General features: G+C 71.3%; 22 protein-coding genes. 9 read left to right on the top strand and 13 right to left on the bottom strand.

The genetic code is table 11. The features are described 5' to 3' along the window. Window positions 1–545, top strand: a 545-nt coding sequence (locus AN218_RS20670; protein WP_244900559.1) for an ATP-binding protein, incomplete at its 5' end; no start/stop codon positions are given. Between the two features lie 50 nt (window positions 546–595). Here the strand turns inward: AN218_RS20670 and AN218_RS20675 are convergent. From AN218_RS20675 to AN218_RS20685, 3 genes are read right to left on the bottom strand one after another with little or no spacing between them, the layout of a single operon-like run. Continuing rightward, a complete protein-coding gene (locus tag AN218_RS20675; RefSeq protein WP_070018389.1) occupies window positions 596–1,792 on the bottom strand; it encodes a dipeptidase in 1,197 nt (398 codons plus the stop codon). Next, complete coding sequence (purE, locus tag AN218_RS20680; protein ID WP_070018390.1) at window positions 1,792–2,328, bottom strand: 5-(carboxyamino)imidazole ribonucleotide mutase; 537 nt, start codon at window positions 2,326–2,328, stop codon at window positions 1,792–1,794. The genes AN218_RS20675 and purE overlap by 1 nt, the downstream gene beginning before the upstream one ends. Continuing rightward, window positions 2,325–3,530, bottom strand: a complete 1,206-nt coding sequence (locus tag AN218_RS20685) for a 5-(carboxyamino)imidazole ribonucleotide synthase (RefSeq protein WP_171908738.1) — start codon at window positions 3,528–3,530, stop codon at window positions 2,325–2,327. Before AN218_RS20685 ends, purE begins: the two co-directional genes overlap by 4 nt. 202 nt (window positions 3,531–3,732) lie before the next feature. Between AN218_RS20685 and AN218_RS20690 the strand changes: the two genes are divergently transcribed. Next, complete coding sequence (locus tag AN218_RS20690; protein WP_070018391.1) at window positions 3,733–4,269, top strand: GtrA family protein; 537 nt, start codon at window positions 3,733–3,735, stop codon at window positions 4,267–4,269. On the opposite strand, the gene AN218_RS20695 is transcribed toward AN218_RS20690, so the two are convergent. Continuing rightward, the gene (locus tag AN218_RS20695) at window positions 4,183–5,466 is read right to left on the bottom strand and encodes an ATP-binding protein (RefSeq protein ID WP_070018392.1); all 1,284 of its coding nucleotides are present in this window, start codon (window positions 5,464–5,466) and stop codon (window positions 4,183–4,185) included. The genes AN218_RS20690 and AN218_RS20695 overlap by 87 nt on opposite strands. A 200-nt stretch (window positions 5,467–5,666) precedes the next feature. Then, window positions 5,667–6,347: a response regulator transcription factor gene (locus AN218_RS20700; protein ID WP_070018393.1), complete on the bottom strand. Its 681-nt coding sequence runs from the start codon at window positions 6,345–6,347 to the stop codon at window positions 5,667–5,669. Between the two features lie 542 nt (window positions 6,348–6,889). On the opposite strand from AN218_RS20700, the gene AN218_RS20705 reads away from it, so the two are divergent. Together AN218_RS20705 and AN218_RS20710 are read left to right on the top strand one after the other, a co-directional pair. Continuing rightward, on the top strand, window positions 6,890–8,392 hold the full coding sequence (locus tag AN218_RS20705) for a peptide MFS transporter (protein ID WP_070018394.1): 1,503 nt from the start codon (window positions 6,890–6,892) through the stop codon (window positions 8,390–8,392). A gap of 153 nt (window positions 8,393–8,545) precedes the next feature. After that, window positions 8,546–9,550 (top strand): alpha/beta hydrolase, encoded by a 1,005-nt coding sequence (locus tag AN218_RS20710; protein ID WP_079132395.1) that lies wholly within the window; start codon window positions 8,546–8,548, stop codon window positions 9,548–9,550. A gap of 197 nt (window positions 9,551–9,747) precedes the next feature. On the opposite strand, the gene AN218_RS20715 is transcribed toward AN218_RS20710, so the two are convergent. Continuing rightward, a complete protein-coding gene (locus AN218_RS20715) occupies window positions 9,748–10,935 on the bottom strand; it encodes an acyl-CoA dehydrogenase (RefSeq protein ID WP_258396498.1) in 1,188 nt (395 codons plus the stop codon). A gap of 211 nt (window positions 10,936–11,146) precedes the next feature. Between AN218_RS20715 and AN218_RS20720 the strand changes: the two genes are divergently transcribed. Beyond that, window positions 11,147–12,499: a UDP-glucose dehydrogenase family protein gene (locus AN218_RS20720; protein ID WP_070018395.1), complete on the top strand. Its 1,353-nt coding sequence runs from the start codon at window positions 11,147–11,149 to the stop codon at window positions 12,497–12,499. Window positions 12,500–12,815: 316 nt separating this feature from the next. Here the strand turns inward: AN218_RS20720 and AN218_RS20725 are convergent, their stop codons facing one another. Beyond that, the gene (locus AN218_RS20725) at window positions 12,816–13,394 is read right to left on the bottom strand and encodes a CGNR zinc finger domain-containing protein (RefSeq protein WP_070018396.1); all 579 of its coding nucleotides are present in this window, start codon (window positions 13,392–13,394) and stop codon (window positions 12,816–12,818) included. Between the two features lie 77 nt (window positions 13,395–13,471). Between AN218_RS20725 and AN218_RS20730 the strand changes: the two genes are divergently transcribed. Further along, the gene (locus tag AN218_RS20730; protein WP_070018397.1) at window positions 13,472–13,849 is read left to right on the top strand and encodes a VOC family protein; all 378 of its coding nucleotides are present in this window, start codon (window positions 13,472–13,474) and stop codon (window positions 13,847–13,849) included. Between the two features lie 111 nt (window positions 13,850–13,960). On the opposite strand, the gene AN218_RS20735 is transcribed toward AN218_RS20730, so the two are convergent. After that, on the bottom strand, window positions 13,961–15,175 hold the full coding sequence (locus AN218_RS20735) for an LCP family protein (RefSeq protein ID WP_070018398.1): 1,215 nt from the start codon (window positions 15,173–15,175) through the stop codon (window positions 13,961–13,963). 147 nt (window positions 15,176–15,322) lie between these two features. Between AN218_RS20735 and AN218_RS20740 the strand changes: the two genes are divergently transcribed. Further along, window positions 15,323–15,904, top strand: a complete 582-nt coding sequence (locus tag AN218_RS20740; protein ID WP_070018399.1) for an acyl-CoA thioesterase — start codon at window positions 15,323–15,325, stop codon at window positions 15,902–15,904. Window positions 15,905–15,953: 49 nt separating this feature from the next. Here AN218_RS20740 and AN218_RS20745 read toward each other — a convergent pair whose 3' ends face one another. Then, window positions 15,954–17,453, bottom strand: coding sequence for an LCP family protein (locus AN218_RS20745; RefSeq protein ID WP_070018400.1), 1,500 nt, complete (start codon window positions 17,451–17,453; stop codon window positions 15,954–15,956). A 108-nt stretch (window positions 17,454–17,561) separates the two neighbouring features. Here AN218_RS20745 and AN218_RS20750 point away from each other — a divergent pair, with 108 nt between their 5' ends. Further along, the gene (locus tag AN218_RS20750) at window positions 17,562–18,596 is read left to right on the top strand and encodes a glycosyltransferase family 2 protein (protein WP_275936986.1); all 1,035 of its coding nucleotides are present in this window, start codon (window positions 17,562–17,564) and stop codon (window positions 18,594–18,596) included. 177 nt (window positions 18,597–18,773) lie between these two features. On the opposite strand, the gene AN218_RS20755 is transcribed toward AN218_RS20750, so the two are convergent. The 4 genes from AN218_RS20755 to AN218_RS20770 form a co-directional block, all read right to left on the bottom strand. After that, window positions 18,774–20,417 carry an LCP family protein gene (locus AN218_RS20755; protein WP_070018401.1) on the bottom strand — a complete coding sequence of 548 codons (1,644 nt, stop codon included), beginning with the start codon at window positions 20,415–20,417 and terminating at the stop codon, window positions 18,774–18,776. A gap of 119 nt (window positions 20,418–20,536) precedes the next feature. Next, on the bottom strand, window positions 20,537–22,225 hold the full coding sequence (locus AN218_RS20760; RefSeq protein WP_070018402.1) for an LCP family protein: 1,689 nt from the start codon (window positions 22,223–22,225) through the stop codon (window positions 20,537–20,539). 164 nt (window positions 22,226–22,389) lie between these two features. Then, window positions 22,390–23,898, bottom strand: coding sequence for an LCP family protein (locus AN218_RS20765; protein WP_070018403.1), 1,509 nt, complete (start codon window positions 23,896–23,898; stop codon window positions 22,390–22,392). A 198-nt stretch (window positions 23,899–24,096) separates the two neighbouring features. Further along, window positions 24,097–24,855, bottom strand: coding sequence for a TIGR03089 family protein (locus AN218_RS20770; RefSeq protein ID WP_070018404.1), 759 nt, complete (start codon window positions 24,853–24,855; stop codon window positions 24,097–24,099). Window positions 24,856–25,033: 178 nt separating this feature from the next. Between AN218_RS20770 and AN218_RS20775 the strand changes: the two genes are divergently transcribed. After that, window positions 25,034–26,620: an N-acetylmuramoyl-L-alanine amidase gene (locus AN218_RS20775; RefSeq protein WP_070018413.1), complete on the top strand. Its 1,587-nt coding sequence runs from the start codon at window positions 25,034–25,036 to the stop codon at window positions 26,618–26,620. Window positions 26,621–26,665: the final 45 nt, after the last annotated feature.

Raw genomic sequence — 26,665 nt, forward strand, 5'->3', positions numbered from 1 at the left:
GGCCGGCGGGCGCGGCCGGCGGAGCCGAACAGTCCGGTGCCCAGGGCAACTCGGCGCCGCCCGTACAGCCCGCGCCCACGGCCGCGCGTCAGCCCGGCCACTCCGTACAGGCCGAGCCCGGGAAGGGTCATCCGATGCGCCAGGTGCGCAGGCTGCGCCTGGTCGGCGTCAGCGGGGCGGTGCCACGGGCACGGGACTTCGTACGCCAGGCGCTGCAGGACTGGGGCTGGCTGCCCGCCGCCACCGGCGACCAGCGCGCCGCCGCCGAGGACGTCCTGCTGGTCGTCTCGGAGCTCGTCACCAACGCCTGTCTGCACGCGGACGGTCCCGAGGAGCTGCGCGTCGGCAGCGGCACCGAGGTGCTGCGCCTGGAGATCGTCGACCAGGGCAGCGGATCGCCCTCGCCGCGCACACCGCACCGGGCCGGACGCCCGGGCGGGCACGGCATGTTCATCGTCCAGCGGCTCTGCCTGGACTGGGGCGTGGTCCGCAATCCCGAGGGCATGGGCAAGACCGTCTGGGCGGAACTGGCGGCGCCGGGCTGACCGCGCGCCCTGGCGCACGACCAGGGTCCGTCCGGTTCCGACTCGGGTCGTCAGCCGTCCAGTGCGTCGATCGTCGCCACCGACGGGCCGCGGCGGCCCCGCAGTTCACGTGCGACCGCCTCCGCGTCGCCCAGCACCCGTACCGCGTTGCGCCACGTCAGCTTCGCGAGGTCCGCCTCCGACCAGTTGCGGCGCAGCAGTTCGGCGACGAGGTTGGGATAGCCGGAGACGTCCTCCAGTTGCGACGGCAGGAATGCCGTGCCGTCGTAGTCGCCGCCGATGCCCAGATGGTCGATGCCCGCGGCCTCGCGCATATGGTCCAGATGGTCCGCGACGGTGGCCGCGTCGGCGTCCGGACGCGGGTGCTCCCGCTCGAACTCCCGCTGTACGCGCATGCCGTGCTCGCCGGTGTCCAGCGGATGGAGGCCGTGCGCCCGCATGTTCTCGTCGGCGGCCTGCGTCCAGGCGACGGCCTCCGGCAGGACGAACTTCGGCACGAACGTCGCCATCGCCACACCGCCGTTGCCCGGCAGCGCCTCCAGCACGTCGTCCGGGACGTTGCGCGGATGGCCGCACACGGCGCGTGCCGAGGAGTGCGAGAAGATCACGGGCGCCTCGCTCACGCGCAGCGCGTCCCGCATGGTGTCCGCCGCGACATGGGAGAGGTCGACGAGCATGCCCGTACGGTTCATCTCACCTACGACCTCCTCGCCGAAGCGGGTGAGGCCGCCGTGCCGGGGCTCGTCCGTCGCCGAGTCCGCCCAGTCGGTGTTGTCGTTGTGCGTGAGCGTCATGTAGCGCACGCCCAGTTCGTACAGGGCGCGCAGCGTGGCCAGCGAGTTGGCGATCGAGTGGCCGCCCTCGGCGCCCATCAGCGAGGCGATGCGGCCCTCGGAGCGTGCCGCCTCCATCTCCTCGGCGCTCGTCGCGAGCCGCAGGTCCTGCGGGTAGCGCGCCGCCAACTGCCGTACGACGTCGATCTGTTCGAGGCAGGCGCTCACCGCGGCGTCCCCGGCCAGCTCCGTGCTCACGTACACCGACCAGAACTGGGCGCCGACGCCGCCGGAGCGCAGCCGCGGGATGTCGGTGTGCAGATGGGCCGACTGGTCGCGGGAGATGTCGCGTTGCGCGATGTCGTAGGCGACCTGCATGCGCAGCGCCCACGGCAGGTCGTTGTGGCCGTCCACCACGGGGTGTTCGGCGAGCAGTTCGCGGGCGCGGGCCAGGAGCCCGGCGTCCGCCGCCATCAGTTGCCCCCGAACCCGAAGCCGGTCCGGCCCGCCTCGACCTTGCTGCGCAGCCGGCGGCCCTTCTCGGTGGCCTCCTCGTTCAGCTCCTCCTGGAACCGCCGCATGCGCTCCTGGAGTTCGGAATCGTGCGCGGCGAGCATCCGTACGGCCAGCAGGCCCGCGTTGCGCGCGCCGCCGACCGAGACCGTCGCCACGGGCACGCCCGCGGGCATCTGCACGATCGACAACAGCGAGTCCATGCCGTCCAGATACTTCAGCGGCACCGGCACCCCGATCACCGGCAGCGGCGTCGTCGAGGCGAGCATGCCCGGCAGATGGGCCGCGCCGCCGGCGCCCGCGATGATCACGCGCAGCCCGCGCGCCACGGCCTCCTCGCCGTACGCCACCATCTCGCGCGGCATGCGGTGCGCGGAGACGACGTCGGCCTCGAAGGGGACCTCGAACTCATCGAGCGCCTTGGCCGCTTCCTCCATGACCGGCCAGTCGGAGTCGGAGCCCATGACGAGGCCGGCGAGCGGGGTTGCTTTCGTCATTCGCTGATCGTTCCTCGCAGATATCCGGCGGCGTGTGCGGCCCGTTCGCGTACGTCGGCCAGGTCGTCGCCGTAGGTGTTGACGTGGCCGACCTTGCGACCGGGCTTCACGTCCTTGCCGTACATGTGGATCTTCAACTGCGGGTCGCGGGCCATGCAGTGGCGGTACGCGGCGTACATGTCCGGGTAGTCGCCGCCGAGCACGTTGGCCATGACCGTCCAGCGGGCGCGGGCGCGCGGGTCGCCGAGCGGCAGGTCGAGCACCGCCCGCAGATGGTTGGCGAACTGCGAGGTGACGGCGCCGTCCTGGGTCCAGTGGCCGGAGTTGTGGGGGCGCATCGCCAACTCGTTGACCAGCACCCGCCCGTCGCGCGTCTCGAACAGCTCGACCGCCATGTGCCCGACGACGCCCAGCTCTTGGGCGATCCGCAGCGCCAACTCCTGTGCGACCACGGCCCGTTCGGCGTCCAGACCGGGCGCGGGCGCGATCACCGTGTCGCACACGCCGCCGACCTGTACGGACTCCACGACGGGATAGGCGACGGCCTGGCCGTGCGGCGAGCGGACCACGCAGGCGGCCAGCTCACGCGCGAAGTCGACCTTCTCCTCGGCCAGTACCTGCACTCCGGCCCGGAACGGCACGGCCGCCTCGTCCCGCGTACGGACGACCCACACGCCCTTGCCGTCGTAGCCGCCGCGCACGGTCTTGAGCACGACGGGCACGGGGAACACGGGGGACACGGGGGAGGAGCCGTCCCCGTCCGCGCTCGCACTCGTGCCGTCGTCCGCCGCCGGTCCCGCCGCGAGCTCCGCTGCGAGTTCCGCCGCGAAGGCCGCCACGTCCGCCGGGTCCCGTACGACGCGGTGCCGCGGACAGGGCACCCCGGCTTGCGTCAGGCGTGCCCGCATGACGCCCTTGTCCTGGGCGTGCTTCAGCGCCTCGGGACCGGGCCGTACCGGCACCCCCTCCGCCTCCAGCGCACGCAGATGCTCCGTCGGCACATGCTCGTGGTCGAAGGTGATCACGTCGCAGCCCCGCGCGAACTCCCGCAGGGTGGCGAGGTCGCGGTGGTCGCCGACCACGACGTCGCTCGCGGCCAGCGCCGCGGACTCCTGCGCGCTGGCGGAGAGAAGCCTGAATCTGATGCCGAGCGGGATGCCCGCCTCGTGGGTCATGCGGGCGAGCTGGCCGCCACCGACCATGCCGACTACGGGGAACGTCACAACCTCAGCGTATCCGTACGGCGTCCTCCCCCGTAGCGCGGTGTGCGGCCGGCCCGCACGCCGACGCGCCGCCCGGCGCCACGGCCGCAAGGGACCGCGTCCGGGCGCGCTGCCGGTGCGGAGGCGGGTGGTTAGCATGTGCCGGGGGACGACGACGGCGACGGAACGGGGCAACGGCACGATGGGTGACTGGAGCGCGGCACGCACGCTGAGAGGACTGCGCAGCCGGCTGGAGCGCCTCGTCCGCGAGGTCGCGAAGTTCGGCGCCGTCGGAGCGGTCGGCTTCCTGGTCAACGTGGCGGTCTTCAACTTGTGCATCCACACGCTGCAGTTGGCGCCGATCCGCTCGGGCGTGATCTCGCAGGTCGTCGCGATCGGCACCAACTACCTCGGCAACCGCTACTGGACGTACCGGCACACCGACAAGCGCCGCGTGCAGCGCGAGACCGTGCTGTTCTTCTTCTTCAGCGGCATCGCGCTCGTCATCGAGAACGCCGTGCTCGCGATCTCCCACTACGGCCTCGGCTACACCTCGCCGCTTGCGGACAACATCGCGAAGAACGTCATCGGCCTGGGCATCGGCACGCTCTTCCGCTTCTGGACGTACCGGACCTGGGTCTTCCGCTCCGGTTCAGGCCGCGTCCTCACGGGGTCCGTCTCCGGCGACGGTCTCCCTGCTGAGGAAGAGAGCGAAAACCGGCGGGTGGTGCTGAAGTAGCTCCAGCCGGCCGCCGTCGGCCTCCGCGAGATCGCGGGCGACGGCGAGACCGAGGCCGGTGGAGTTGTGCCCGCTGACGGTGCGTTCGAAGACGCGTGAGCCCAGCCGCGAGTCGACGCCCGGACCCTCGTCCGTCACCTCGACGACGACCTGGTTGCCGGTGACGCGGGTACGCAGCGCGACCCGTCCCGCCCCGTGCATCAGCGAGTTCTCGATCAGCGTCGCGAGTACACCGGCGACCGCGCCCGGTGTGCCCACGGCCCGCAGCCGCGGCTTCCCCGACCGTACGATCGCCCGCCCCGCGCCCCGGTACGCGGGCTTCCACTCCTCGATCTGCTGCTTGAGCACCTCGTCCAGATCGAAGCCGACGGCCGAAGCGGAGCGCCGGTCACGGGAGTTGGTCAGCAGCCGCTGTACGACGTCGGTCAGCCGCTCCACCTGCGCGAGCGCGATCGTCGCCTCCTCCTTGACGGTCGTACGGTCCTCGGGGTCGTCGGTGTCGGCGGTCGCGATGATCTCCTCCAGCCGCATCGACAGCGCGGTCAGCGGCGTACGGAGCTGGTGCGAGGCGTCCGCGGCGAGCCGGCGCTCGGCGGTCAGCATCCGCCCGATGCGGTCGGCGCTGCCGTCCAGCACGTCGGCGACGCGGTCGAGTTCGGGCACGCCGTAGCGCCGGTGCCGCGGCCGGGGATCGCCGGAGCCGAGCCGTTCCGCGGTCTCGGCGAGGTCGGTGAGGGGAGCGGCGACGCGGTGCGCCTGCCGTACGGCGAGGATGGCCGCGGCGGCGACGGCGAGCAGCGCGACGGCGAGGATGATCAGCAGGGTGCGGCCCAGTTCGTCCTGTACGGAGCTGTATCCCTGCTGCACGGTGATGCGTTCGCCGTGCGCTCCGGACTGTTTCGCCTCGATGACCTTGCCCTCGGGACGCGTGCCGAGCGTGATGCCCTTCTGGCCGGGGACGTCGATGCGGACATGGCGGTTGCGCGGCACCGCGTTGTCCATCGTCGCGGGGGAGACCGTCTCACCGGCGACGATGCGGCTCTCGACGACGGAGACGAGCTGCACGGCCTCGGCCCGTACGCCGTCGCGGGCGCTGTTCTCGATGGAGCGGGACTCGACGAGGATCAGCGAGATCCCGAAGACGGCGACGACGACGAGCACGACCGCGAGCGTGGAGAGGATCAGCCTGCGGCGCACGGCTCGCCCTCCGGGCGCGGGCGGGACCGGGCGGGTGCGCGCCGCTCACGCGCCGTCCCGTACGCCCCGTACGACTCCGCGCACCGCCGCCCGTACGACGGCCCGCTCAGCGGCAGCGCGTTCAGCGGCAGCGGAAACGGAAACGGAAACGGAAGCGGCAGCGACCGCGGCGACGGCACCGGCACCCTCGTCCCCGCCTCTCAGCTCTTCTCGAAGCGGAAGCCCACACCCCGCACGGTGGCGATGTACCGCGGATTGGCCGCGTCGTCGCCGAGCTTCTTGCGGAGCCAGGAGATGTGCATGTCCAGCGTCTTGGTGGACGACCACCAGGTGGTGTCCCAGACCTCGCGCATGAGCTGGTCGCGTGTGACGACGCGTCCCGCGTCCCGTACCAGCACCCGCAGCAGGTCGAACTCCTTCGCGGTGAGCTGGAGTTCGTCCTCGCCCATCCACACACGGTGCGAGTCGACGTCGATGCGCACCCCGTGGGTGGCGGGCGGCGCGGCCGGCTCCGCGGCCGTGCCCCGGCGCAGCAGCGCGCGGACCCGGGCGAGCAGCTCGGCCAGCCGGAACGGCTTGGTCACGTAGTCGTCGGCGCCCGCGTCCAGACCGACGACGGTGTCGACCTCGTCGGCGCGTGCGGTCAGGACGAGCACGGGGAAGGCGTGGCCCTCGTTGCGCAGCCGGCGGCAGACCTCCAGGCCGTCCATGCTGGGCAGCCCGAGGTCGAGCACGACCAGGTCGATGCCTTCCTTCAGGCCGGCGTCGAGGGCCCCCGGACCGTCCTCGCGCACCTCGACCTCGTATCCCTCACGGCGCAGCGCACGGGCCAGGGGCTCCGAGATCGCGGCGTCATCCTCGGCGAGCAGTACACGGGTCATGCGCCGATGGTAGTCCTCGTCGCCGAGCGTAAGGCCGGTCCCCGGCAACCGGCGCAGATCGTCGGAGATACCAACTCGTTACCTTCGAATTGGCTGGGAATTTACGGCTTGCACCTGTGATCCCGCTCCCATTCCCTTCCGTTACGGGCACCCCCGTGACGTATGGTGAGCTGACTTCCGGCGTGATCACCCAGGGGGCGGGGCCCCGGCGAGTCAGTGCGGCGGTGATCCTGTGTCGTCGGCCAACCGCGCCTCGTGCCGGTGGCCGGCCGGTCCGGCGGCGGACTTCCGCCAGGGGGCGGGGCGAGCACACGCGCGATCAGGCCCCAAGTCGCCGGATCCACAGGAACGTTCGTACGCAGTGCCTCTCCGTCATCTCCCTGCCTCGGGGACCGTGCGGCGGAAGCGGCACAGCAGTGACATGTCCCCAGCGCCGGGCTCCGCGGTGTGAGAGAAGCACGCGGGGCTCCCCACGCCGCCGGCGGCACCCCGCCGGCGCAGGGCACACCGGCCCCCTTCTCGACAGCGAGGAAACCCCCCACATGGCGTCCACAACGTCCAAGGACGCGTCGCAGCAACCGCCTGCGGCCGACGGCAAGACCTTCTTCGGTCACCCCCGCGGTCTTGCCACCCTCTTCATGACGGAGATGTGGGAGCGCTTCAGCTTCTACGGCATGCGCGCCCTGCTCGTCCTCTATCTGACGGCCGCCGTCGCCGAGGGCGGCATGGGCATGGCCTCGGCGACCGCCGTGGCGCTCTACTCCGTCTACAACGCCACCGTCTATCTGATGGCGATGCCGGGCGGCTGGCTCGGCGACCGCGTCTGGGGACCGCGCAAGACGGTCTCGATCTCGGCGTTCGTCATCATGATCGGCCACGCGCTGCTCGCCACCGGCGTGAACGCGCTCTTCTTCGCCGGCCTGGTCTTCATCGGCGTCGGCTCCGGTCTGCTGAAGGCCAACATCTCCACGATGGTCGGCCACCTCTACGCCGGCCCCAACGACCCCCGCAGGGACGGCGGATTCACCGTCTTCTACATGGGGATCAACGTCGGCGCCTTCGCCGCCCCGCTGCTGATCGGCTGGGCCGGCCAGAAGGTGAGCTGGCACCTGGGCTTCGGGCTGGCGGCCGTCGGCATGGGCCTGGGCCTGATCCAGTTCCTGATCGGCACGCGGCACCTGGCGCCGGAGTCCAGCGTCGTACCGCAGCCGCTGGACGCCATCGACCGCAACAAGGCGATCCGCAACACCGTGATAGCCGCGGTCGTGACGGCGATCTTCTACACGGCCGTCGTGCTCGCCGACGTCTTCACCATCGACTGGGTGCTGTGGCCGCTGAGCATCGCCGGACTGGTGCTGCCGACGTACTACTTCGTACGCATGCGGCGCGACCGCGAGGTGACGGACGACGAGCGCAAGAAGCTCTCCGGCTACATCTGGTTCTTCGTCGCGGCGGCGATCTTCTGGATGATCTTCGACCAGTCCGGCTCGACGCTGAACCTGTTCGCGGAGAAGAGCACGTCGACCGACCTGGCCGGAATCGAGTTCCCCACGAGCTGGTTCCAGTCGGTCAACCCGCTCTGGGTCATGATCATCGCCCCGCTTCTCGCGGCGCTGTGGGTCAAGCTCGGCAGCCGCAACCCGGCGACCACGACGAAGTTCTCCTTCGGTCTGATCGGCATCGGCGTCTCCTTCGGCGTGATGATGCTCGCCATCGCCTCGGCCTCCGGCGGCGACAAGGTCACGCCGCTGTGGCTGATCACCGTCTATCTGCTCCAGACCGTCGCCGAGCTGTGCCTCTCGCCGGTCGGGCTGTCGGTGACGACGAAGCTCGCGCCCGCCAAGTACGCGAGCCAGCTCATGGGCGTGTGGTTCCTGGCGGTCACCGCGGGCGACTGCGTCTTCGCGATCATCCAGCTCGTCCTGGGCGACGCGGCGAGCAGCACCACGGGCTTCGCGGTGCAGGGCGTCATCGCGGCGCTCGCGGGCTTCGCCTTCTTCGCCGCACGTAAGCGGGTCAACCCGCTGCTGGGCGACGTGAAGTAGCCCCGCAGGGCACACGCCTCGGAAAGCCCCGGAGCCGCACGGAGACGTACGGCTCCGCACGGCCCCGGTCACCGCTCCCCGCGGGACCGGGGCCGTCGGCGTGTCACGGAGAGTGCTGTTGCGGGCCCGTCGGACGGGGCCGACGCTGGTGGCGTGCGCAGACTTCCCGTCGTCCTCGTGACCTGCCTGGCGCTGCTCTGCTGCACGTCACCGGCGGTGCACGGGGGCGCGCAGGTCCGCGAGGACGGGCCGGGCACGGGGCGTCGCGGCTATGCGTACGGGCCGCTGCCGCACCAGCGGCTGGTCGCGTACGGTCACGCCGGCACCGCGGTTCCCGGGCCGCGCCGTACCGGAGTCGTCATCGTGCACGGCGGCTTCTGGTACCAGCAGCGGTCGGCCGGCTGGGAGTCCTGGGCGCGGCGGATCTCCGGCGCGGGGCCCGTCGTCTTCAACCTCGACTACCGGCCCAACACCACCGCGCCCTGGCCCGCCCAGCGCGACGACGTGCTGCGCGCCCTGCGCTGGATCGGCAAGCGCGCCGGGCGCTTCGGCGTGGACCCGCGCCGTATCGTCCTCGTCGGCTCGTCCGCGGGCGGTCAACTCGCGGCCGCCGCCGGTGTGTACGGGGCGGGGCGGCGGCATCTCGCGGGGCTCGTCGCGCTCTCCCCGGTCATCGACCCGTACCGCTCGTGGAAGGACGCGGGCGGGAAGGATCGCGGCACCCCGGGCACGGCGCAGATGCGGCTCAACACCGCGCGGCTGGCGGGCTGTGAGCCGTCTGCGCGTCCGGACGGGACGGCGCGGCGGTACGGGAGCGGGGCGCCCGAGGCCGGCGAGGGCGAGCCGCGGACGCCCGTGCCGCGGAAGGCCGCGCTGTGTCTGCGGGTGTGGCGTGACATGTCGGCGGTCCACCGCGCCTCGGGACGCGACGATCCGCCGATGCTGCTCGTCCACTCCCGGCACGACTTCGTGCCCGTCTGGCACTCCGAGGCGCTGCGCGCGGCGGAGTTGGCCCGCGGCATGCCGCCGGGCGAGGCCACGGTCGCGACGGTCCCGGGCGCGGCACACGGCGGCGGGCTGCTCGTCACGCCGGGCGTCGAGCGGATGGTGCTCAACTGGATCGCGGCACGGGAACGCACGGCGGCACCGGACCGGTAGGACGGAACGGACGCCGCGTACGACGGCACACGCACCGAAGGACCGCACACGACTCAGGCCGCGTACGACTCAGATCCGGGGCCGGCCGGACACGACAGAGGGCGCTCAGCGCGGAGCACGTGCGCTGAGCGCCCTCGTCCGAGGCGTCCGGAAGCGGTCCCGGAGCCCGTCTGACGGCCCGTCCAACTGCCCCTGCGTTACGGCAGGTTGCGGGCCATGACGATGCGCTGCACCTGGTTGGTGCCCTCGTAGATCTGCGTGATCTTCGCGTCGCGCATCATGCGCTCGACCGGGTAGTCCCGGGTGTAGCCGTAGCCGCCGAGGAGCTGTACGGCGTCCGTCGTGATCTCCATGGCGGCGTCCGAGGCGTAGCACTTGGCGGCCGCGCCGAAGAAGGTCAGATCCTCGCCGTCGCCGCCGAGCGTGACGCGCTCGGAACGGGCCGCCGCCGCATACGTGAGCTGCCGGGCCGCCTCCAGCTTCATCGCCATGTCGGCCAGCATGAACTGCACGCCCTGGAAGTCCCCGATGGGCTTCCCGAACTGCTTGCGCTCGGCCACGTACCCCTTGGCGTAGTCGAGGGCGCCCTGTGCGATGCCCAGCGCCTGCGCGGCGATGGTGATGCGGGTGTGGTCGAGGGTCTGCATCGCGGTGGCGAAGCCGCTGCCCTCCTCGCCGAGCATCCGGTCGGCCGGGATGCGGACGTTGTCGAGATAGACCTCGCGGGTCGGGGAGCCCTTGATACCGAGCTTCTTCTCCGGGGCGCCGAAGGAGACCCCCTCGTCGTCCTTCTCGACGACGAAGGCGGAGATGCCCTTCGTGCGCTTCTCCGGGTCGGTGACCGCCATCACCGTGTAGTAGTCGGAGACACCGGCGTTGGTGATCCAGCGCTTCACGCCGTTGAGTACGTAGTGGTCGCCGTCCCGTACGGCCTTGGTCTTCATGCCGCCCGCGTCGGAACCGGCGTCCGGCTCGCTCAGACAGTACGAGAACATCGCCCGGCCGTCGGCGAGCGGTGTGAGATACCGCTTCTTCAGCTCCTCCGAGCCGGAGAGGACGACGGGCAGCGAACCGAGCTTGTTGACCGCGGGGATCAGCGACGACGACGCACAGACCCGCGCGACCTCCTCGATGACGATGACGGTCGCCAGGGCGTCGGCCCCCGCGCCGCCGTACGCCTCGGGCACGTGCACGGCGTGCAGGTCGTTGGCCTCCAGCGCGTCACGGGCCTCCTGCGGGAAGCGGCCCTCCTCGTCGACCTCGGCGGCGAAGGGCGCGATCTTCGCCTCGGAGAGGGCGCGCACCGAGTCCCTGAGCATGTCGTGCTCTTCGGACGGCCGGTAGAGACCGAAGTCGGCGGCTGCGCTTTTTCCCGGTGACGCCAAGGTGTCTCACTCCTCATCAGGTGTGCTCGTGCCGTGCTGCCGTCGCGGTGAGCGGCATCTGCTAATTACCGTTAAGTAATCGAAGTTTAGGGCCCGTCGCGGTGCTCGGGATACGTGAGTTTGGCGACAGGGGCCCCCGATATGCTCGGCGGGCAGCGTCCCCGGACCGCCACAAGCGCCGTCCGCGTCGTCCCACAGGAGCAACCCAACCATGACCAGCAGGGCCCCGCTCAAGATCACAGTGATCGGCACCGGTTACCTCGGCGCCACGCACGCGGCCGCCATGGCCGAACTCGGCTTCGAGGTCCTGGGCCTGGACGTCTCGCCGGAGAAGATCGCGATGCTGGAGCGCGGCGAGACCCCGATGTACGAGCCGGGGCTCGAGGAGTTGCTGCGCCGGCACGTCGCGGGACATCCCGGCGCGAGTGAGCGGCTGCGCTTCACCACCTCGTACGAGGAGGTGGCGGAGTTCGGCGACGTCCACTTCATCTGCGTCAACACCCCGCAGAAGCACGGCGAGTACGCGTGCGACATGAGTTACGTCGACAGCGCCGTCGAGTCGCTCGCGCCCCTGCTGCGGCGCCCGGCGCTCGTGGTCGGCAAGTCGACGGTGCCGGTGGGCAGCGCCGTACGTCTCGCGGCACGGCTCACGGAGCTGGCGCCCGCCGGCGAGGACGCCGAACTGGCCTGGAACCCGGAGTTCCTGCGCGAGGGCTTCGCCGTCGAGGACACGCTGCACCCGGACCGGATCGTCGTCGGCGTACGCAGCGAGCAGGCGGAGCAGCGGCTGCGCGAGGTCTACGCGTCGCCGATCGCCGAGGGTTCGCCCTTCGTCGTCACGGACTTCCCGACGGCGGAGCTGGTGAAGACCTCCGCCAACTCCTTCCTCGCCACGAAGATCTCCTTCATCAACGCCATGGCCGAGGTCTGCGAGGCCGCCGACGGCGACGTGGTGAAGCTCGCCGAGGCCATCGGCCACGACGACCGCATCGGCAAGAAGTTCCTGCGCGCGGGCATCGGCTTCGGCGGCGGCTGTCTGCCCAAGGACATCCGCGCCTTCATGGCCCGCGCGGGCGAGTTGGGCGCCTCCGAGGCGCTGACGTTCCTGCGCGAGGTCGACTCCATCAACATGCGGCGCCGGGCGCAGATGGTCGAGCTGGCGCGCCAGGCGGTGGGCGGCACGCTGCTGGGCACGCGGATCGCCGTCCTCGGTGCGACCTTCAAGCCCGACTCCGACGACGTACGGGACTCGCCCGCGCTGAACGTCGCCGGCCAACTCCACCTCCAGGGCGCCCAGGTGACCGTCTACGACCCCAAGGGCATGGAGAACGCCCGCGCGCTCTTCCCGACGCTGCGCTACGCGCCGAGCGCCCTGGAGGCGGCGCGCGGCGCGGACGTGGTGCTGCATCTCACGGAGTGGCGCGAATTCCAGCAGCTCGACCCGGCGGCCCTCGGCGAGGTCGTCGCCACCCGGCGTCTGCTGGACGGCCGCAACACGCTGGACCCGGCGGTGTGGCGCAAGGAGAACTGGAAGTTCCGCGCCCTGGGCCGCCCGACGGCGTAACGGGCCTCGACGGCGACCTCGACGGCAACCTCAACGGCGGCTGTGGCGGCGGTCGTTGGGGACGGCGGCGACGCCACGCTCGCGTCGGGCGGCGGTGGTGCTCCATCGTGACCGTCCCAAGTCCCGGTGCGGGCACGTGTGTTGGGAGCGGACGGGAGCGGACGTCAGGGGCGCGCCCCCGCGCCTCCGCGCGACCGTGACGTCCGCGCCGGAACGTAACGCCACGGCCGGGGCGGGCGCCGCCCCGAACGCCCCCGCGCCCGGCGGCACTTCGCCACCACGGGATACGGGGCGGATGGGCGGGCCCTCGTACGACCTACCGCCGCCTCGCCCGGTACGACCGCATCTTCGCCCTGCTCCCGCACACCGCCATCGAGCACCAGCGGCCCCGCCCCGCCGGGCTGCGGTCGTAGAAGACCCACAGACAGTCGTGCGCCTCGCACGCCTTGAGCCGCTGCCAGGTGCCGTCGGCCTCGGCCTGGGCGACGCCCACCGCGATACGGGCGGTCAGCAGCGCCGGTCCGGTCAGGCCCTCCGCGGGCCGCAGCACCGCCCGGCCCGCCGCGTCGACGGCGACGGTCAGCGGTGCGTCGTCGAGGAACCGGGCCAGCGTCGCGGACGGTTCGGCCGCCATGTCCGTACCGGTGTGCGCGAGGCAGGCGGCGCGCAGCGCCTCCCGCAACTCCTGCACCTCGGCCAACTCCGGCGCCCCGGCACCTTTGGCTCCGCGGCCGCCTCCGCCTCCGCTCCCGCCCAGCCCCTCGATGCCGTACCGGCGCGCGAACTCCGCGAGGCCGCCCGGCGCGGCCAGCGCGTCCTCGCCGGTCTCGACGTCAAGGGTGTTTGTCAGCTCCTGCACCAGAACGAGTGCTTCCGGAGGCGGTCGGTCGGTCACCCTTGTCACGTTACCGATGAACGGGCATCATCTGGTAACCAAGCGAGTTACCAGTAACCCACCTCAAGGGGTAACCAATGGCCATCGCCACCATGAACACCGTCGTTCTGGACTGTCCCGACCCGCAGCGCCTCGCCGAGTTCTACGCACAGGTCCTCGACTGGACCGTCGACCCGGAGTCCAGCAGGGAGTGGGTGGACGTCGACGGGCCCGGTGGCCGGCGGCTGTCGTTCCAGGAGTCGCCCGGGTTCGTCCCGCCGCAGTGGCCCAGCCTGGACCACGCCCAGCAGCTCCACCTGGATCTGAACGTGCCGAAGGAGCGCCTGGACGAGGCGGAGAAAGAGGTGATCGAACTCGGTGCCCGGCTGATCCAGAGCGACGACGGAGGCAAGCGCGGCTTCCGCGTCTATCTGGACCCTGCCGGGCACCCGTTCTGTCTGTGCGTATGTGACTGAGCGGCGGGCGGTACGTCCCCGCGGGCGTCGCGGCCGGCACCGGCGAGAGCCGGCCGACCGCCGCCCCCGTCTCACCGGTCCGACGTGCTCACCGGTCCGACGCGGCTCGCCTCACCGGTCCGATGTGACCGTGACCTGCTGGTCGTTCTTGAGCTGCTGTGTGAGCTGCTGGACCTTCGCCTTGTCCCACTGGAGCGAACCGGCCGGTGCCGTACCGGAGATGGGCATGTTCATCCGCGTGCCCTGACCGCTGTTGACGTCCTTCATCGCCAGGAACATCGACCCCAGGTTCCACAGGCTCATGTCCTCGTCGACCACGAGCGTGTCCAGGCCCGCGCCCAGCGTCGGGTAGAGCCGGAAGGGGTTGAGGACCGTGCCCGGCGTCGCCGTCTGGTTCGCCAGCGCCGCGAGGAACTTCTGCTGGTTCTTCGTACGGCCCAGGTCGCTGTCGCCCGTCCCCGCGTGCCGGTTGCGTACGAAGGACAGCGCCTGCTTGCCGTCGAGGACCTGCTTGCCCTTCTTGAAGTCCGCGCCGGAGTTCTTGTCCTTGATGTCCTGCGGGATGTTCATCTCGACCCCGCCGACCGCGTCCACTATCTTCGCGAAGCCGCCGAAGCCGATCTCCGCGTAGTGGTCGATCTTCAGCCCGGTGTTGTGCTCGACCGTACGGACGAGAAGCGGCGCCCCGTCCTGTGCGTACGCGGCGTTCAGCTTGGTGTTCTGGGTGTTGTCGTAGTGCTTGCCGGACTTCGAGCCGGTGAACGGCGGGATCTCCACCCAGGAGTCGCGCGGCAGCGAGACCAGCGTCGGGCCGCCGCTGCCCACGTGCAGGATCATCATCGAGTCGGTCCGCTTGCCCGCGGCCGAGCCCGTGTGCAGGTCCTTCTTCTCCTGCGCCGACAGTCCCTCGCGGCTGTCGGAGCCCACGATCAGGTAGTTGGTGCCCTCGCCGGCCTCCGGCCGGTCCTCGACGATGCTGAGGTCGACCTCGCGGCGCAGCTTGGAGTCCGCCCAGAAGTAGGTGCCGACCGCCCACGCCAGCACGATGACCACCAGGGATATGACGACGGTCTTGAAGCGCGGTCCGCGCCGACGCCGCGGCTGGTCGTAGTCGTCGTACGGGGCGTAGCCGTCGTAGCCTCCGCCCGAACCGCCGCCGTAGACGCGCCCGTCGCTGTAGCCCGAGTCATAGCCCGCGCCCGGCTCGTCGTAGTACCCCGGTCCTCCGCCGTAGCCGCCCCTGGGCTGCGGCGCCGCGCCTCTCTGGGCACGCGGGCTTCCGTACCGGTCGTGCGCGTCGTTCCATCCACCGGGCCACTCATTCATGGAGGGCAGTCTGCCTTGACCCGGCCGGAGGAACACAGCCCGGGGGCGAGATCGGACAGATGCTGTAGCCGTTCTGATGCAAAGGCACTGTTCGTCCCCTGTACGGCCACCGGCCGGTCACAGCGGGGCACGCTCTAGGCTTGCCCCATGACCGACCAGGCTCCCGGCGCGGACAGCGGCCTGACCGGCGCGGACGACGGCCTTCTGGGCAAGCCCACCTCCGCCTCACGGACCACGCTGTCGCACATCATGTCGGGCAACGAGACCAACCTCCTCGGCACCGTCCACGGCGGCGTGATCATGAAGCTCGTGGACGACGCGGCGGGCGCGGTCGCCGGGCGCCACTCCGGCGGGCCCGCCGTCACGGCCTCCATGGACGAGATGGTCTTCCTCGAACCGGTCCGCGTCGGCGACCTCGTCCACGTCAAGGCGCAGGTGAACTGGACGGGCCGCTCCTCCATGGAGATCGGCGTCCGCGTGCTGGCCGAGCGCTGGAACGAGGCGGTCCCCGCCACCCATGTCGGCTCCGCCTACCTGGTCTTCGCCGCCGTCGACGCCGACGGCAAGCCCCGTCCCGTACCGCCCGTGGAGCCGGAGACCGAGCAGGACAAGCGGCGTCATCAGGAGGCGCAGATCCGCCGGACCCACCGGCTGGCCAGCCGCCGCGCCATCAAGGAACTGCGGTCGCGCAAGCGGCAGGAGGAGCCCGCGGGGGAGAGCGGCGCCTGACGTTCCGGACGGCTCAGGCGCAGGACGCAGCTCAGGCGCGGGACGGTACTCAGGCGCAGGACGCCTGCTCGTCGCCCTTGACCGCGCCGCCCTCCGGCTCCTTCGGCTTCTCCGAAGGCTGCGAAGACGCCCCGGCCGAGGGCGAGTCGACGCGTACCTTCCGTACATCCTGGTGCTCGCCGCGCACGGTCACCCGCATCACCGGGCCCCGTCCCGGCTCCTCGACCAGATCGGCGCCGGGCAGCGCCTTGGCGAGGGTGCGCGCGGAGCGGTCCCAGCGGGGGTCGTAGGCGATGGTCGTACGGGAGGCGCCGCCGGGGTCCGCGCGTCCGGGGTCGCCCGCCGTGTCGAACCCCGTGGCGTGCAGCCCGCGTTCGACCCCGCGCGCGAGGCCCGCGCGCCCGCTGCCGTCGTCCACCTGAACCTGGATGCCGGCCGGCGGGATGGCGACGACCGCCGCCTGCTTGCGGCGCTCGCCCGGACCGGAGTCGGAACCCCCCGCCCGCTCGGTGTCCCGCGTCTTCTGCTCGGTGAGGGGCTTGTCGTCGCGCAGCGCGGCGAACAGCTTGCGTGCCTTGCGCCGGTCCCACTTCACGGTGGAGCCCAGCTTCGGCACCCGGTAGTCGGTGTCCTGCACGGGAACGGAGACGAATTCGGAGGAGCCGGAGTCGAACCGCCGCAGCGCGCGCCCGAGTTCGAGCATCTCCGCGCTGCCGAGCCCGTCGTCCGCGCGTACGGAGTCCAGCACGGTCGAGGCGACCTTCTTCAGCTTCACCGGGTTCATCAGGACGCCGCTGTCGGTGGCTTTCTCGATGACGGCGGCGAGGAAGTGCTGCTGGCGCTCCATGCGGCCCAGGTCGGAGCCGTCGCCCAGGTGCCGTGCCCGTACGTACTGGAGCGCGCGTCCGCCGTCGAGCTTCGTCGTGCCCGCGGGCAGATCGAGACCGGAGTAGTCGTCGTGCAGCGACTTCTGCGTACAGACCGGCACCCCGCCGAGCACGTCGACGGTGCGCATGAAGCTGGTGAAGTCGACCTCCAGATAGTGGTCGATGTGCAGACGGGTCATCGCCTCGACGGTGCGGACGGTCAGATGCGCACCGCCGTGCGCATAGGCCGAGTTGAGCTTCGCGGCGACGGCCGGGTGGTGCTTGCCGCTGCCGGAATCGGTGTGCGCGGGAAGCTTCGTGTACGAGTCGCGGGGGAGGCTGACGACGCTCGCGCGGTCGTGTCCCGCGGAGAGATGGACGAGCATGAGGGTGTCGGTGCAGTCGCAGGCGGCGCCGCCCAGGCGGTACTTCTGCCGCTGCTCCTCGGAGAGTTCGTCGCGCCGGTCGGTGCCGACGACAAGGAAGTTGACGCCGCCGGAGTCCTCGGGGCGGTCGGTGAGGCCCTGGAACGGGTCGACCCGGTTCACGTCCGCGTTGAGACCGCTCACCATGATGTGGCCGACGCCGCTCGCGCCGAGGACCAGCACGGAGAGAGCCGTTGCGAGGCGTACTCCCCACCGGGGCCTACGACCGTTTTTGTCTGCTTCCGCGCGCATTGCCATACCGTAGGGCGATACGATCTGTGCCCCCTCAGCACACGCCGTCGCGCGATCACGAGGGCACCCGGCTGGCGTGCGGGGCCCTGGTGCGCTCGCGGTAACGTGAACCGCGTGACTGATTGGACTTCCCCCGGCGCGGAACCGCCCGCGGTCTCGGTGATCATGCCCGTACTCAACGAGGAACGGCATCTGCGCGACTCCGTCCAGCGCATCCTCCGGCAGGAATACAACGGTGAGCTGGAGGTCGTCATCGCACTCGGTCCCTCCGAGGACCGTACGGACGAGATCGCGGCGGAACTCGTCGCGGAGGACTCGCGCGTGCACACGGTGGCCAATCCGAGCGGCCGCACACCGGCGGCGCTGAACGCCGCCATCACGGCGTCCCGGCATCCCGTGGTGGTACGGGTGGACGGGCACGGGCTGCTCTCGCCCGGGTACATCGCCACGGCGGTACGCCTGATGAAGGAGACCGGCGCGGCCAACGTCGGCGGCACCATGCACGCCGAGGGCGAGAACGACTGGGAGCGCGCCGTCGCCGCCGCGATGACGTCGAGGATCGGCGTGGGCAACGCCGCCTTCCACACCGGCGGCGAGGCGGGCGAGGCCGAGACCGTCTACCTCGGGGTGTTCCGGCGCGAGGTGCTGGAGCAACAGGGCGGCTACAACGAGGAGTTCATCCGCGCGCAGGACTGGGAGCTGAACTTCCGCATACGCGAGGCGGGCGGGCTGATCTGGTTCTCGCCCGAGCTGCGGGTGGTGTACAGGCCGCGGCCGAGCGTGCGTGCGCTCGCCAAGCAGTACCGGAACTACGGGCGTTGGCGTCATGTCGTCGCGCGTTACCACCCCGGGTCGATCAATCTGCGCTATCTCGCGCCGCCGGTCGCGGTGTGCGCCATCACGCTGGGGACGGCGGCGGGACTGGCCGGGCTGCCGCTGGGGTTCGTCGTCCCGGGCGGCTATCTCGCGGCCGTCGTGCTCGGGTCGCTGCCCGCGGGCAAGGGGCTGCCGCTGAAGAGCAGGGCGTGGATTCCCGTCGCGCTCGCCACGATGCACATGTCGTGGGGCTGGGGCTTTCTGACGAGTCCGCGGAAGCTGGCGCGCAAGGTGATCGCCTCCCGCAGGGCGCCGGTGCCGGCGACGCGTTGAGGCGGCCGAGGGACGGCGGATCGAAGCGGAGACACGAGAGGGGCAGCCGCCCGAAGCGGCTGCCCCTTCTCCGTGCTGTGCGTCTGTGCTGTGCGTCTGTGCTGTCCGACCGTGCGGTCCCCGTGCGGCTAGCGTGCGCCCCGCACCGCGGACGCGGGCGGGTTCACCCCGTCGACGTCACCACACATTGGCCGGGTTGACCTCCATGCACGCCTTGTCGTCGTTGCCGCGTACGGCGTCCGCGCTGTCCGGCGCCTTGTTCTCCGGCTGCTTCCCGGAGCCGCCGCCCCCGTTCTTCGGGTAGGCGGTGCCCTCGCGCCAGTCGCCGCCGATCACCAGCGTCACCTCCTGCACACCGCTGGAGTGCTTGACCGCGCTCTCCGGCAGCCCGATCGACCTGGCGACGGCCAGCGCGTTGCCGCGCTCGCTCTCGCGCGCGTAGCTGATCGTCGTGTCCGCCTGCGACTTGGGCGTCTGGTCCGCCGTCGTCTGCGCGAAGCCCTTGCGGCCCAGCTCCTCGGTGATGACTCCGGCGCGTCCGGAGACCGGGGCCTGGAGCGCGCTGCCGGTGCCGTTCATCACCCGTACGGGAATCTCCGAGCGCGGCGACGTCGGCTCGCTCGGCTCGGGCTTCTTCGGCTTGGCCTTCTTCTTGTCCTTGCCGTCCAGCGCGATGTCGTTGCGGATCAGCGAGAAGGTGTGGTCGGCGTCGCCCTTCTTCGGTACGACGTAACCGCCCGGCGCGTACTGCCACGGCATCGTCGCCATGGTGATGCGCTTGGTGGGCACGCGCTTGAGGTCGTTGCCGAGGTCGTAGAGCTTCTTCACGCTGCCCAGACCCTCGTCGACCGTGAGCGCCTTGGTCGCGGCCTCCGCCAGGTCGCGCATCTTGCCCGGGTCGGAGAGCTTCGTACCGGCCTTGAGCTGGCGGACCATCGAGTTCATGTACAGATGCTGGGCACGGGCACGCCCTATGTCGCTGCCGTCGCCGAAGCCGTGGCGGGTACGCAGCCAGTGCAGGGCCTGCTCGCCCTTCACGACGGAGTTGCCCTTCTTCAGCCGGAGCTTGGACTGCGGGTCGTAGACGTTCTTGTCCACGCAGACCGGGACGCCGCCCACCGCGTCCGCCATGGAGACCACACCGGCGAAGTCGATCATCATGAAGTGGTCGACCGGGATGCCGGTCAGCTCCTCCCAGGTGGCCACGGTGCAGCCCGGACCGCCGTGCTGGAGGCTGGTGTTGATCTTGTCGGTGGTCTCGTTGTAGACCTGCCGGTCGTCCGGGTCCGTGCACTTGGGGATCGTCGCCTTGGTGTCACGCGGAATCGAGACGACGGAGATGTTGCTGCGGTCGGCCGAGACGTGCAGCAGCATCTGCACGTCGGCGAGGGGCGGCCGGTCGCCGTCGCCCTTCGCGCCGCCGAGTTCGACGTTCTTCTTCGACTGCCGCGAATCCGACCCGAGGAGAAGGATGTTCATCGGGGTCTGGCCGGCGCCGTTGGGATCGCTCTTGTCCAGCTTGCTGTCGCCGAGGTTGAGGACGTCCCTGCCGAGGTTGCCGTTGAGGTGCTCGACGTAGAAGTAGCCCGCGCCGGCGGCGGCGAGTATCAGCAGCGACAGACAGACCGCGAACCACCGCAGCACCCGTCTCTTCTTACGGGGAGCGGGCATGCCGCCGCCCCCGCCCTCGCCGCCTGAGTGATCACCCGGACCCATACCGCCGCCGCCCGTCTCCCTGTACCGCTGTCGCTGTCGCGGCACGCGGCCGTCCGCGTACTGCGAGTCCCATCGGCGATCGCCCGCAGGCGCACCGCCCTGCATCCCCCGGGCACCTGTGGTGCCGTTCCGCTGCCGCACGGGACCTCCCCGTTTCCGTCCCCACGGTGTGTGCCGAGCCTCTCGGGCACCCGGCCGGGGCGCCCTCGGTCAGGGCTCGTACGTCACTTCGCGCAGACCTTCTTGTCGTTCGCCTTGACGTTCTGGACGCCGTCCGGTGCCTTCTCGGGTGCGGCGACCGGCTCTCCCGCCTTGGTGAAGTCCTTGGCCAACGTGAGCTCCATGGCCTTCCCGACGCTCGGGCTCTCCTTCAGGGCCGACTTCGGCAGGCCCATCATCCCGGCGAGCGTGGCCGCCTGTCCGGCCTGGTCGGGCGAGAACTCCAGCCTGGTCTTGGTCAGTTGGGAGGGGGCGTTGCCGGCGTTGGTCGAGAGGCCGACGCCCTGGGTGTTCTGAAGCCAGTCCACCGTCTCCTGGGCCGCGCCCACCGGTCCGCCGCCGTTGCGTACGTCCACCCGCACCTGGGACGCCGGTACCTTCTTCGCCTTCGTCGGCTCCTTCCCCTTCGAGCCCTTCCCCGTCTTGGTGAGGGACTTGTCCGCCTGGACCATCTTGAAGAGCGGACCGGCTTTCGCCTCATCCAGTACGACGGTTGCGGCGTCCTGGGGGTTGTCCACGACCGGGACCGTGGCGAAGGTGATGTTCTTGACGTTCACCTGCTGAAGATCCTTGGCGAGGTCGGTCAGCTTCCCCACCGTGCCGATGCCGGTGTCGACGGTCAGCGCCTTGGTCATGGCGTTGGCCAGGCCGAACAGCTTCGAGGGATTGCTGAGCGTGTCCCCGGACTTCATCTTCCGGATCATCGAACTGAGGAACTGCTGCTGGAGCTTGATGCGGTCCAGGTCGCTGCCGAATCCGACGGAGTGCCGGGTACGCACGAAGGCCAGCGCCTGCTCGCCCTTGACGGTGTGCTTGCCCGCCGTGAGGTTCAGATGCGACTTGGGGTCCTTGATCGGCTTGGCGGTGCACACCTGCACGCCGCCGACGGCGGAGGACAGCTCCTTGACGGCGTTGAAGTCCGCCATCATGAAGTGGTTGATCTTGACGCCGGTCATCTTCTCGACCGTCCGCCAGGTGCAGCCCGGGTCGCGTCCGGACTGGCCGAGGCTGGTGTTGAACCGTACGTTCTGCTGCCCCGGGATCGTCTTCGTCGAGCCGTCCTTCTGCTTGGTGGGGCAGTCGGGGACGTCGGTGATCATGTCGCGCGGGATCGACAGCGCGGTCGCGTTCGTACGGTCCTTGGAGACGTGGAAGAGGAACGTGGTGTCCGCGTGGCCGACGCTCGCGGCGTCGCCGTAGCCCTTGTTGCCCTTGCCCGTACGGGCGTCGGTGCCGAGGACGAGTATGTTCACCGGGCCGTCGGTGGTGGCGGCGTTGCTCTTGCCGACGTCGACCTTGCTGATGTTGCCGTTGAAGTGGTCGTACAGGAAGTAGCCGACCGTGCCGCCGGCGATCACTATCAAGCCGAGCGTTCCGGCGCTCCAGCGCAGCACCTTCTGCTTCTTCGACGTGCCGGGCCGGCGCTTGCGGCGGCCGTGGCCGCCGGCCGGAGGCGGCGGCTCCGAGCGGCCGCGGCGGCGCTGCGACGGGAGCCGGGGCTCCGTGCCCTCGGCGGCGGAGGACTCGGGAGCTCTTCTGCGGCGCGCGGCGTCGGGACGGCTGCCCGCCGACGGACTTCTGGAGTCGCCAGCGCCAGGGTTCAGCCGCAGCGTGTAGCTGCCGGTGTTCGGGTCGAACACCCACTGATCCGCGGGATCGACGTCTCCCGCATGCCCACGGCCTTGCGCGTTCACGATTGCGTAAGTCCTCCATTAGCCGCCTGGCACCGCCCTGTCGGGGCGGACCGGAGCGGCCACACTATCCGGCAGGTTCGCCGCCGAGCGACGGCGGTGACAAATTCCACGAGCTCAGAAGTGGTCAATTCGCCCTAATCCCAGCGTGGTCGGCGGTGGAGATGTCATGCACGACAGACATCCCGGGCGGCGGTGGTGCCCCGGTAGACCGGCGCCCTCTCGTGGGGCCCGGTGCCGCCGTGCGGTGCGGGGCTTCCTTGCCCCTCACGCACCGAAGGTGTGACGGCGCCGCCCGTGGCTTGGTTCCTGCCGCCCTGACCAGGCGATACGGACGCCTCGGGGGTGGCGCCTGCGGCGCCGTCCGCGCTCTTCGCATCGTCTGTGGCGGCCTGTGCGCCCACCTGTACGTCGCGGTCCTCGCGCAGCCGCGAGAACAGCCGGCCGGCCGCCGGCTGCACCAGTTCGTCGCGGTTTCTGTCGAAGCGGTAGGCCTGTCGCGGCACGGTCAGAAAGCGCACCCTGCCTTCGTCGATATTCCGCATGCCGCGCGCGAGTTCATACAGCTCACCGAGAGAATCCATGCCCTTGTCGGCGGTGAGAGCGGAAGTCGCCTCGTGCAGTACGGGATAGAGCTTCGCCGGGTTCAGCAGCACACCGTTACTCCGTACTTTCTTCACGAGCGAGCCGAGAAACTGCTGCTGCCGGTGCATACGGTCGGTGTCGCTCCCGTTTCCCAGACCGTGCCGCGCCCGTACGTATCCGAGGGCGTCCTCGCCGTCCAGCGTCTGCCGCCCGGCGGGCAGTTCGAGCTTGGCGTCGCGGTCGCTCACCGCACCGGGCAGGCAGACCTCGACGCCGCCCACCGTGTCGACGAGCGACTTGAAGCCGGTGAAGTCGACGACCACATGGTGGTCGACGCGCAGGCCGGTGAGCGTCTCGACGGTACGGATGGTGCACGCGGCCCCGCCGGTCTGGAACGCGCTGTTGAACTGCGCGAAGCGCGCCGGCATGCGCGTACCGTCCCGCCCGGCGCACGCCGGGACCGTGACCATCAGGTCCCGGGGGAGCGAGACGCCGGTCGCGCTGCGCCGGTCCGCCGAGATGTGCAGCAGGATCGCGGTGTCGGAGCGCTGCCCGCCCTGGTCGCGTCCGTAGGCGCCGTTGCCGCCGCGGCGGCTGTCGGAGCCGAGGAGCAGGACGTTCTGCGCCTCGCCGGGCGCGTGTTGGGGACGCTGTGCCTCGTAGTGCCGGAGGGTGCGGGCGGTGCCGACGTCCGTACGGATGTTGCCGTCGAGGCTGTGGTAGAGGGTCCAGCCGATGCCGGCCGCGCCGAGTACGAGCAGCGAGGCGGCGAGCGAGGCCAGGCGCAGCCAGCGGTGGCGGTGACGTCGCCGCGGTTCCCGTGGCCCGGCCGGCCTTCCGCGTTCCCGGCCGCCCGGACGGCCCGGCCCTCCCGGTGCCGCCTGCCGTCCCGGTGCTGCCTGTCGACCCGGGGCTTCCGGTGCTGCCTGCCGGCCGGGTTTTCGGCGGGCGGGGTGCGGGGCGCCGGGCCGGACTCCCGGCACGGACGTGCCGCGGGGCGCGACGCCCCGGGCTGCCGTGCCCTGAGTCGCGGTGCCCTGAGTCGCCGTGCCGTGTACTGCTCTGCCGTCGTCGCTACCGGAGTCGGTCACGTCTGCGTCATCCCTCGTGGTCTCGGCGGCGCGTGCGGGGACGCGTACAGGCGTGGGGCGCCGGTCAGGAAGGCAGACGCCCGGATCCCGTACAAGGTTGTACGCAAGGTTGATCGCTGCTGATCAGTGATGAATACCGACGATCATCGCTGACCGTGCCGAGCCGGGCGGGAAGGAGAGGCGGGTCGCGGTCTGGGCTCAGTCGATGGTGTGGGTGACGCGCTCGTCCTCACTGCGTTTGCCGAGGGCGGAGGCGTCCAGCGCCGCGGAGTTGCGGCACAGCACGACCGAGCCGCCGACCGCCAGCGGGGCCAGCAGCCCGGCGCTCAGCCCGTCCCAGGTGTCGTACGGACGGCGCGAGAGCACCCGCGCACCGCGCTCCAGGCCCATCGCCTCCGCGTCCGCCAGCGCGCGCCCGACCGCCGCGTCTCCCGTGAGGGTCTCCTGCTCGCCGGGCGGCAGAAGGAAGGGGTCCTCCGGGCCGACGGGTGCGTACGGCACGAACCGGTCGCCCTGGCCCGGCACTTCGGCCGCGTAGTCGAGGAAGCCCTCGGGGCGTTCCCGGAAGCGCGCGCCCAGCGGCAGCAGGCTCAGCGCGATGCGCTCGCCCCCGCAAGAGCGCGCCGCCGCAAGGGAGTCGGGACCGCTGACGACGAGCGCGGCGCCCGCCGGGTCGCCGTGCACGTCGGCGACGACGCCGGCGGCGGAACAGGCCAGCAGCCACACGGCCGTCTGCCAGTGCGCGGGCAGCAGCAGGGCGAGGCGGTCGCCGGGCTCGGCGGCCAGCTCGTCCTGGAGCAGATTCGCGGTCTTCCACGTCCAGTTGGCGAGGGTGGCCGCGGACAGCTCGACGCGTTCGCCGGTGGCGTCGTCGTAGAACGTCACCAGGGGACGCGAGGGGTCCTGGTCGAGAGCGGAACGCAGCAGGTCGGCGGGGGTGCGTGGGGGAGTGCTCACCCGGCAAGCGTACGCATCGGGCACGGGCCGCCGTGGCGTGGGGCCGCGGGGAGCGGAGCGCGGGAGCGCAGTGTGCGTGCGGCGGGGACGCGGCGCGAGCGGAGGCGCCGTACGGAGCAGCAACTCAGGCTTTTTGTCCGGATAGACAGATATGAGTGCCTATGTGCACGATCGCGTCATGCGAGCACTACTAGTCACCTCGATCGGGATCGCGTGTGCGGGAGCCGTGCTGTTGCCGCTCGCGCCGACCGAGTCCGCCGAAGCCCTGCTGTCCGGCAAGTCCTCGACGTCGACCGGCGACGCCGCGCCGCCCGTCGCCCGCGGATCCGCGGGCGGGGAGCGCGCGGGCACGGGCACGGAGGCCCGTACGGACGCCGCGCGCGACGGCGGCGTCTCCGGCAGCACCCAGTCGCTGCCGCTGCGCGCCGGGGGAGGGGACAAGCGCTCGGGCGACAAGCTGCTCTCCGCGTGGGAGGACGACCCGTCAGGCGGAAGACGTGTGACCTCCCGGAAGGTGAAGCCCTTCTCGCTCGTGGGCGTGGTCTGGAAGGACGTCTCGGCCGTGCCCCCGGGACGGATGCAGGTGCAGACGCGGGCCTCCGGCAGCGGGAAGTGGTCCTCGTGGCGGACGTTGGAGACGCACGGCGACGGCCCGGAGTCGGACGGGCGCGGGCGTTCCGGCGAGAAGCCGCTCGGCGCGACCGCGCCGATGTGGACCGGCGACTCGACGGCCGTACGTGTGCGGCTGCTGCCCGCGGCCGGTGAGAAGGCCGGAGGCGCCGCGGACCGGAAGCGGGCGGCGGGCGAGGCCGGACTGCCCGAGGGAGCGCGTCTGGAGCTCGTCGACCCCGGTGACTCGCCCGGTTCGGGCTCGGGTTCACGCTCCGGCGCGGACTCCGGATCCGGCTCCGGCTCCGGCTCGGGTGCCCGTGCCGGCGAGGGCGGCGGCGGTGGCGGCGGGGACAGCGGAAGCGGCAGCGAAGGGACCGCGTCAGGAGGTGACGGCGGCGCACGCAGTGACGGTCCGCGCGACGACGACCCCGGGCAGCGCCCCGGCGGCGTACTCCCCGAACTCTCCCGCAGCGCCACCCGCTCCACATACGGGGACGACGCCGCGGACGCCACCCCCTCCGATCAGGACCGCGCCGACGACAGCCGCATCGGTCCCCGCCCCCGCATCGTCACCCGCAAGGGCTGGGGCGCGGACGAGAACCTGCGCGAGCGGGAGTTCGCCTACAGCAAGTCCGTGAAGGCCGCCTTCGTCCACCACTCGGCCGAGACGAACGACTACGACTGCGCCGACGTCCCGGCGATCATCCGCGGCATCTACCGCTACCACGTGCAGAGCAGCCACTGGCGGGACATCGGCTACAACTTCCTCGTCGACAAGTGCGGCACGATCTACGAGGGCCGCGCCGGCGGAGTCGCCAAGCCGGTCATGGGCGCCCACACCCTCGGCTTCAACGCGGACACCACCGGCATCGCCGTCCTCGGGACGTACTCCAAGGCCGTGCCCTCGACCGCCGCCAGGGACGCCCTCGCCAAACTGACGGCGTGGAAGCTCGGCGTCCACGGCGTCGACGCGAGCGGCAAGGCCACGCTGACCTCGGAGGGCGGCACCAAGTACCGCAAGGGCAGCAAGGCCACGTTCAACGCGGTCGCCGGCCACCGGGACGGCTTCACCACGGAGTGCCCCGGCGAGAAGCTCTACGGCGCCCTTCCCGGAATCCGTACGGAGGCCGGGCGGTTGCAGGGCCGCCGCTGAGACGGACGGTTCGCACGGGCCGTCGCCGAGGCGGCCGCGTGCCCG

The sequence above is a fragment of the Streptomyces nanshensis genome, from assembly GCF_001751255.1.
Taxonomy (GTDB): Bacteria; Actinomycetota; Actinomycetes; order Streptomycetales; family Streptomycetaceae; genus Streptomyces; species Streptomyces nanshensis_A.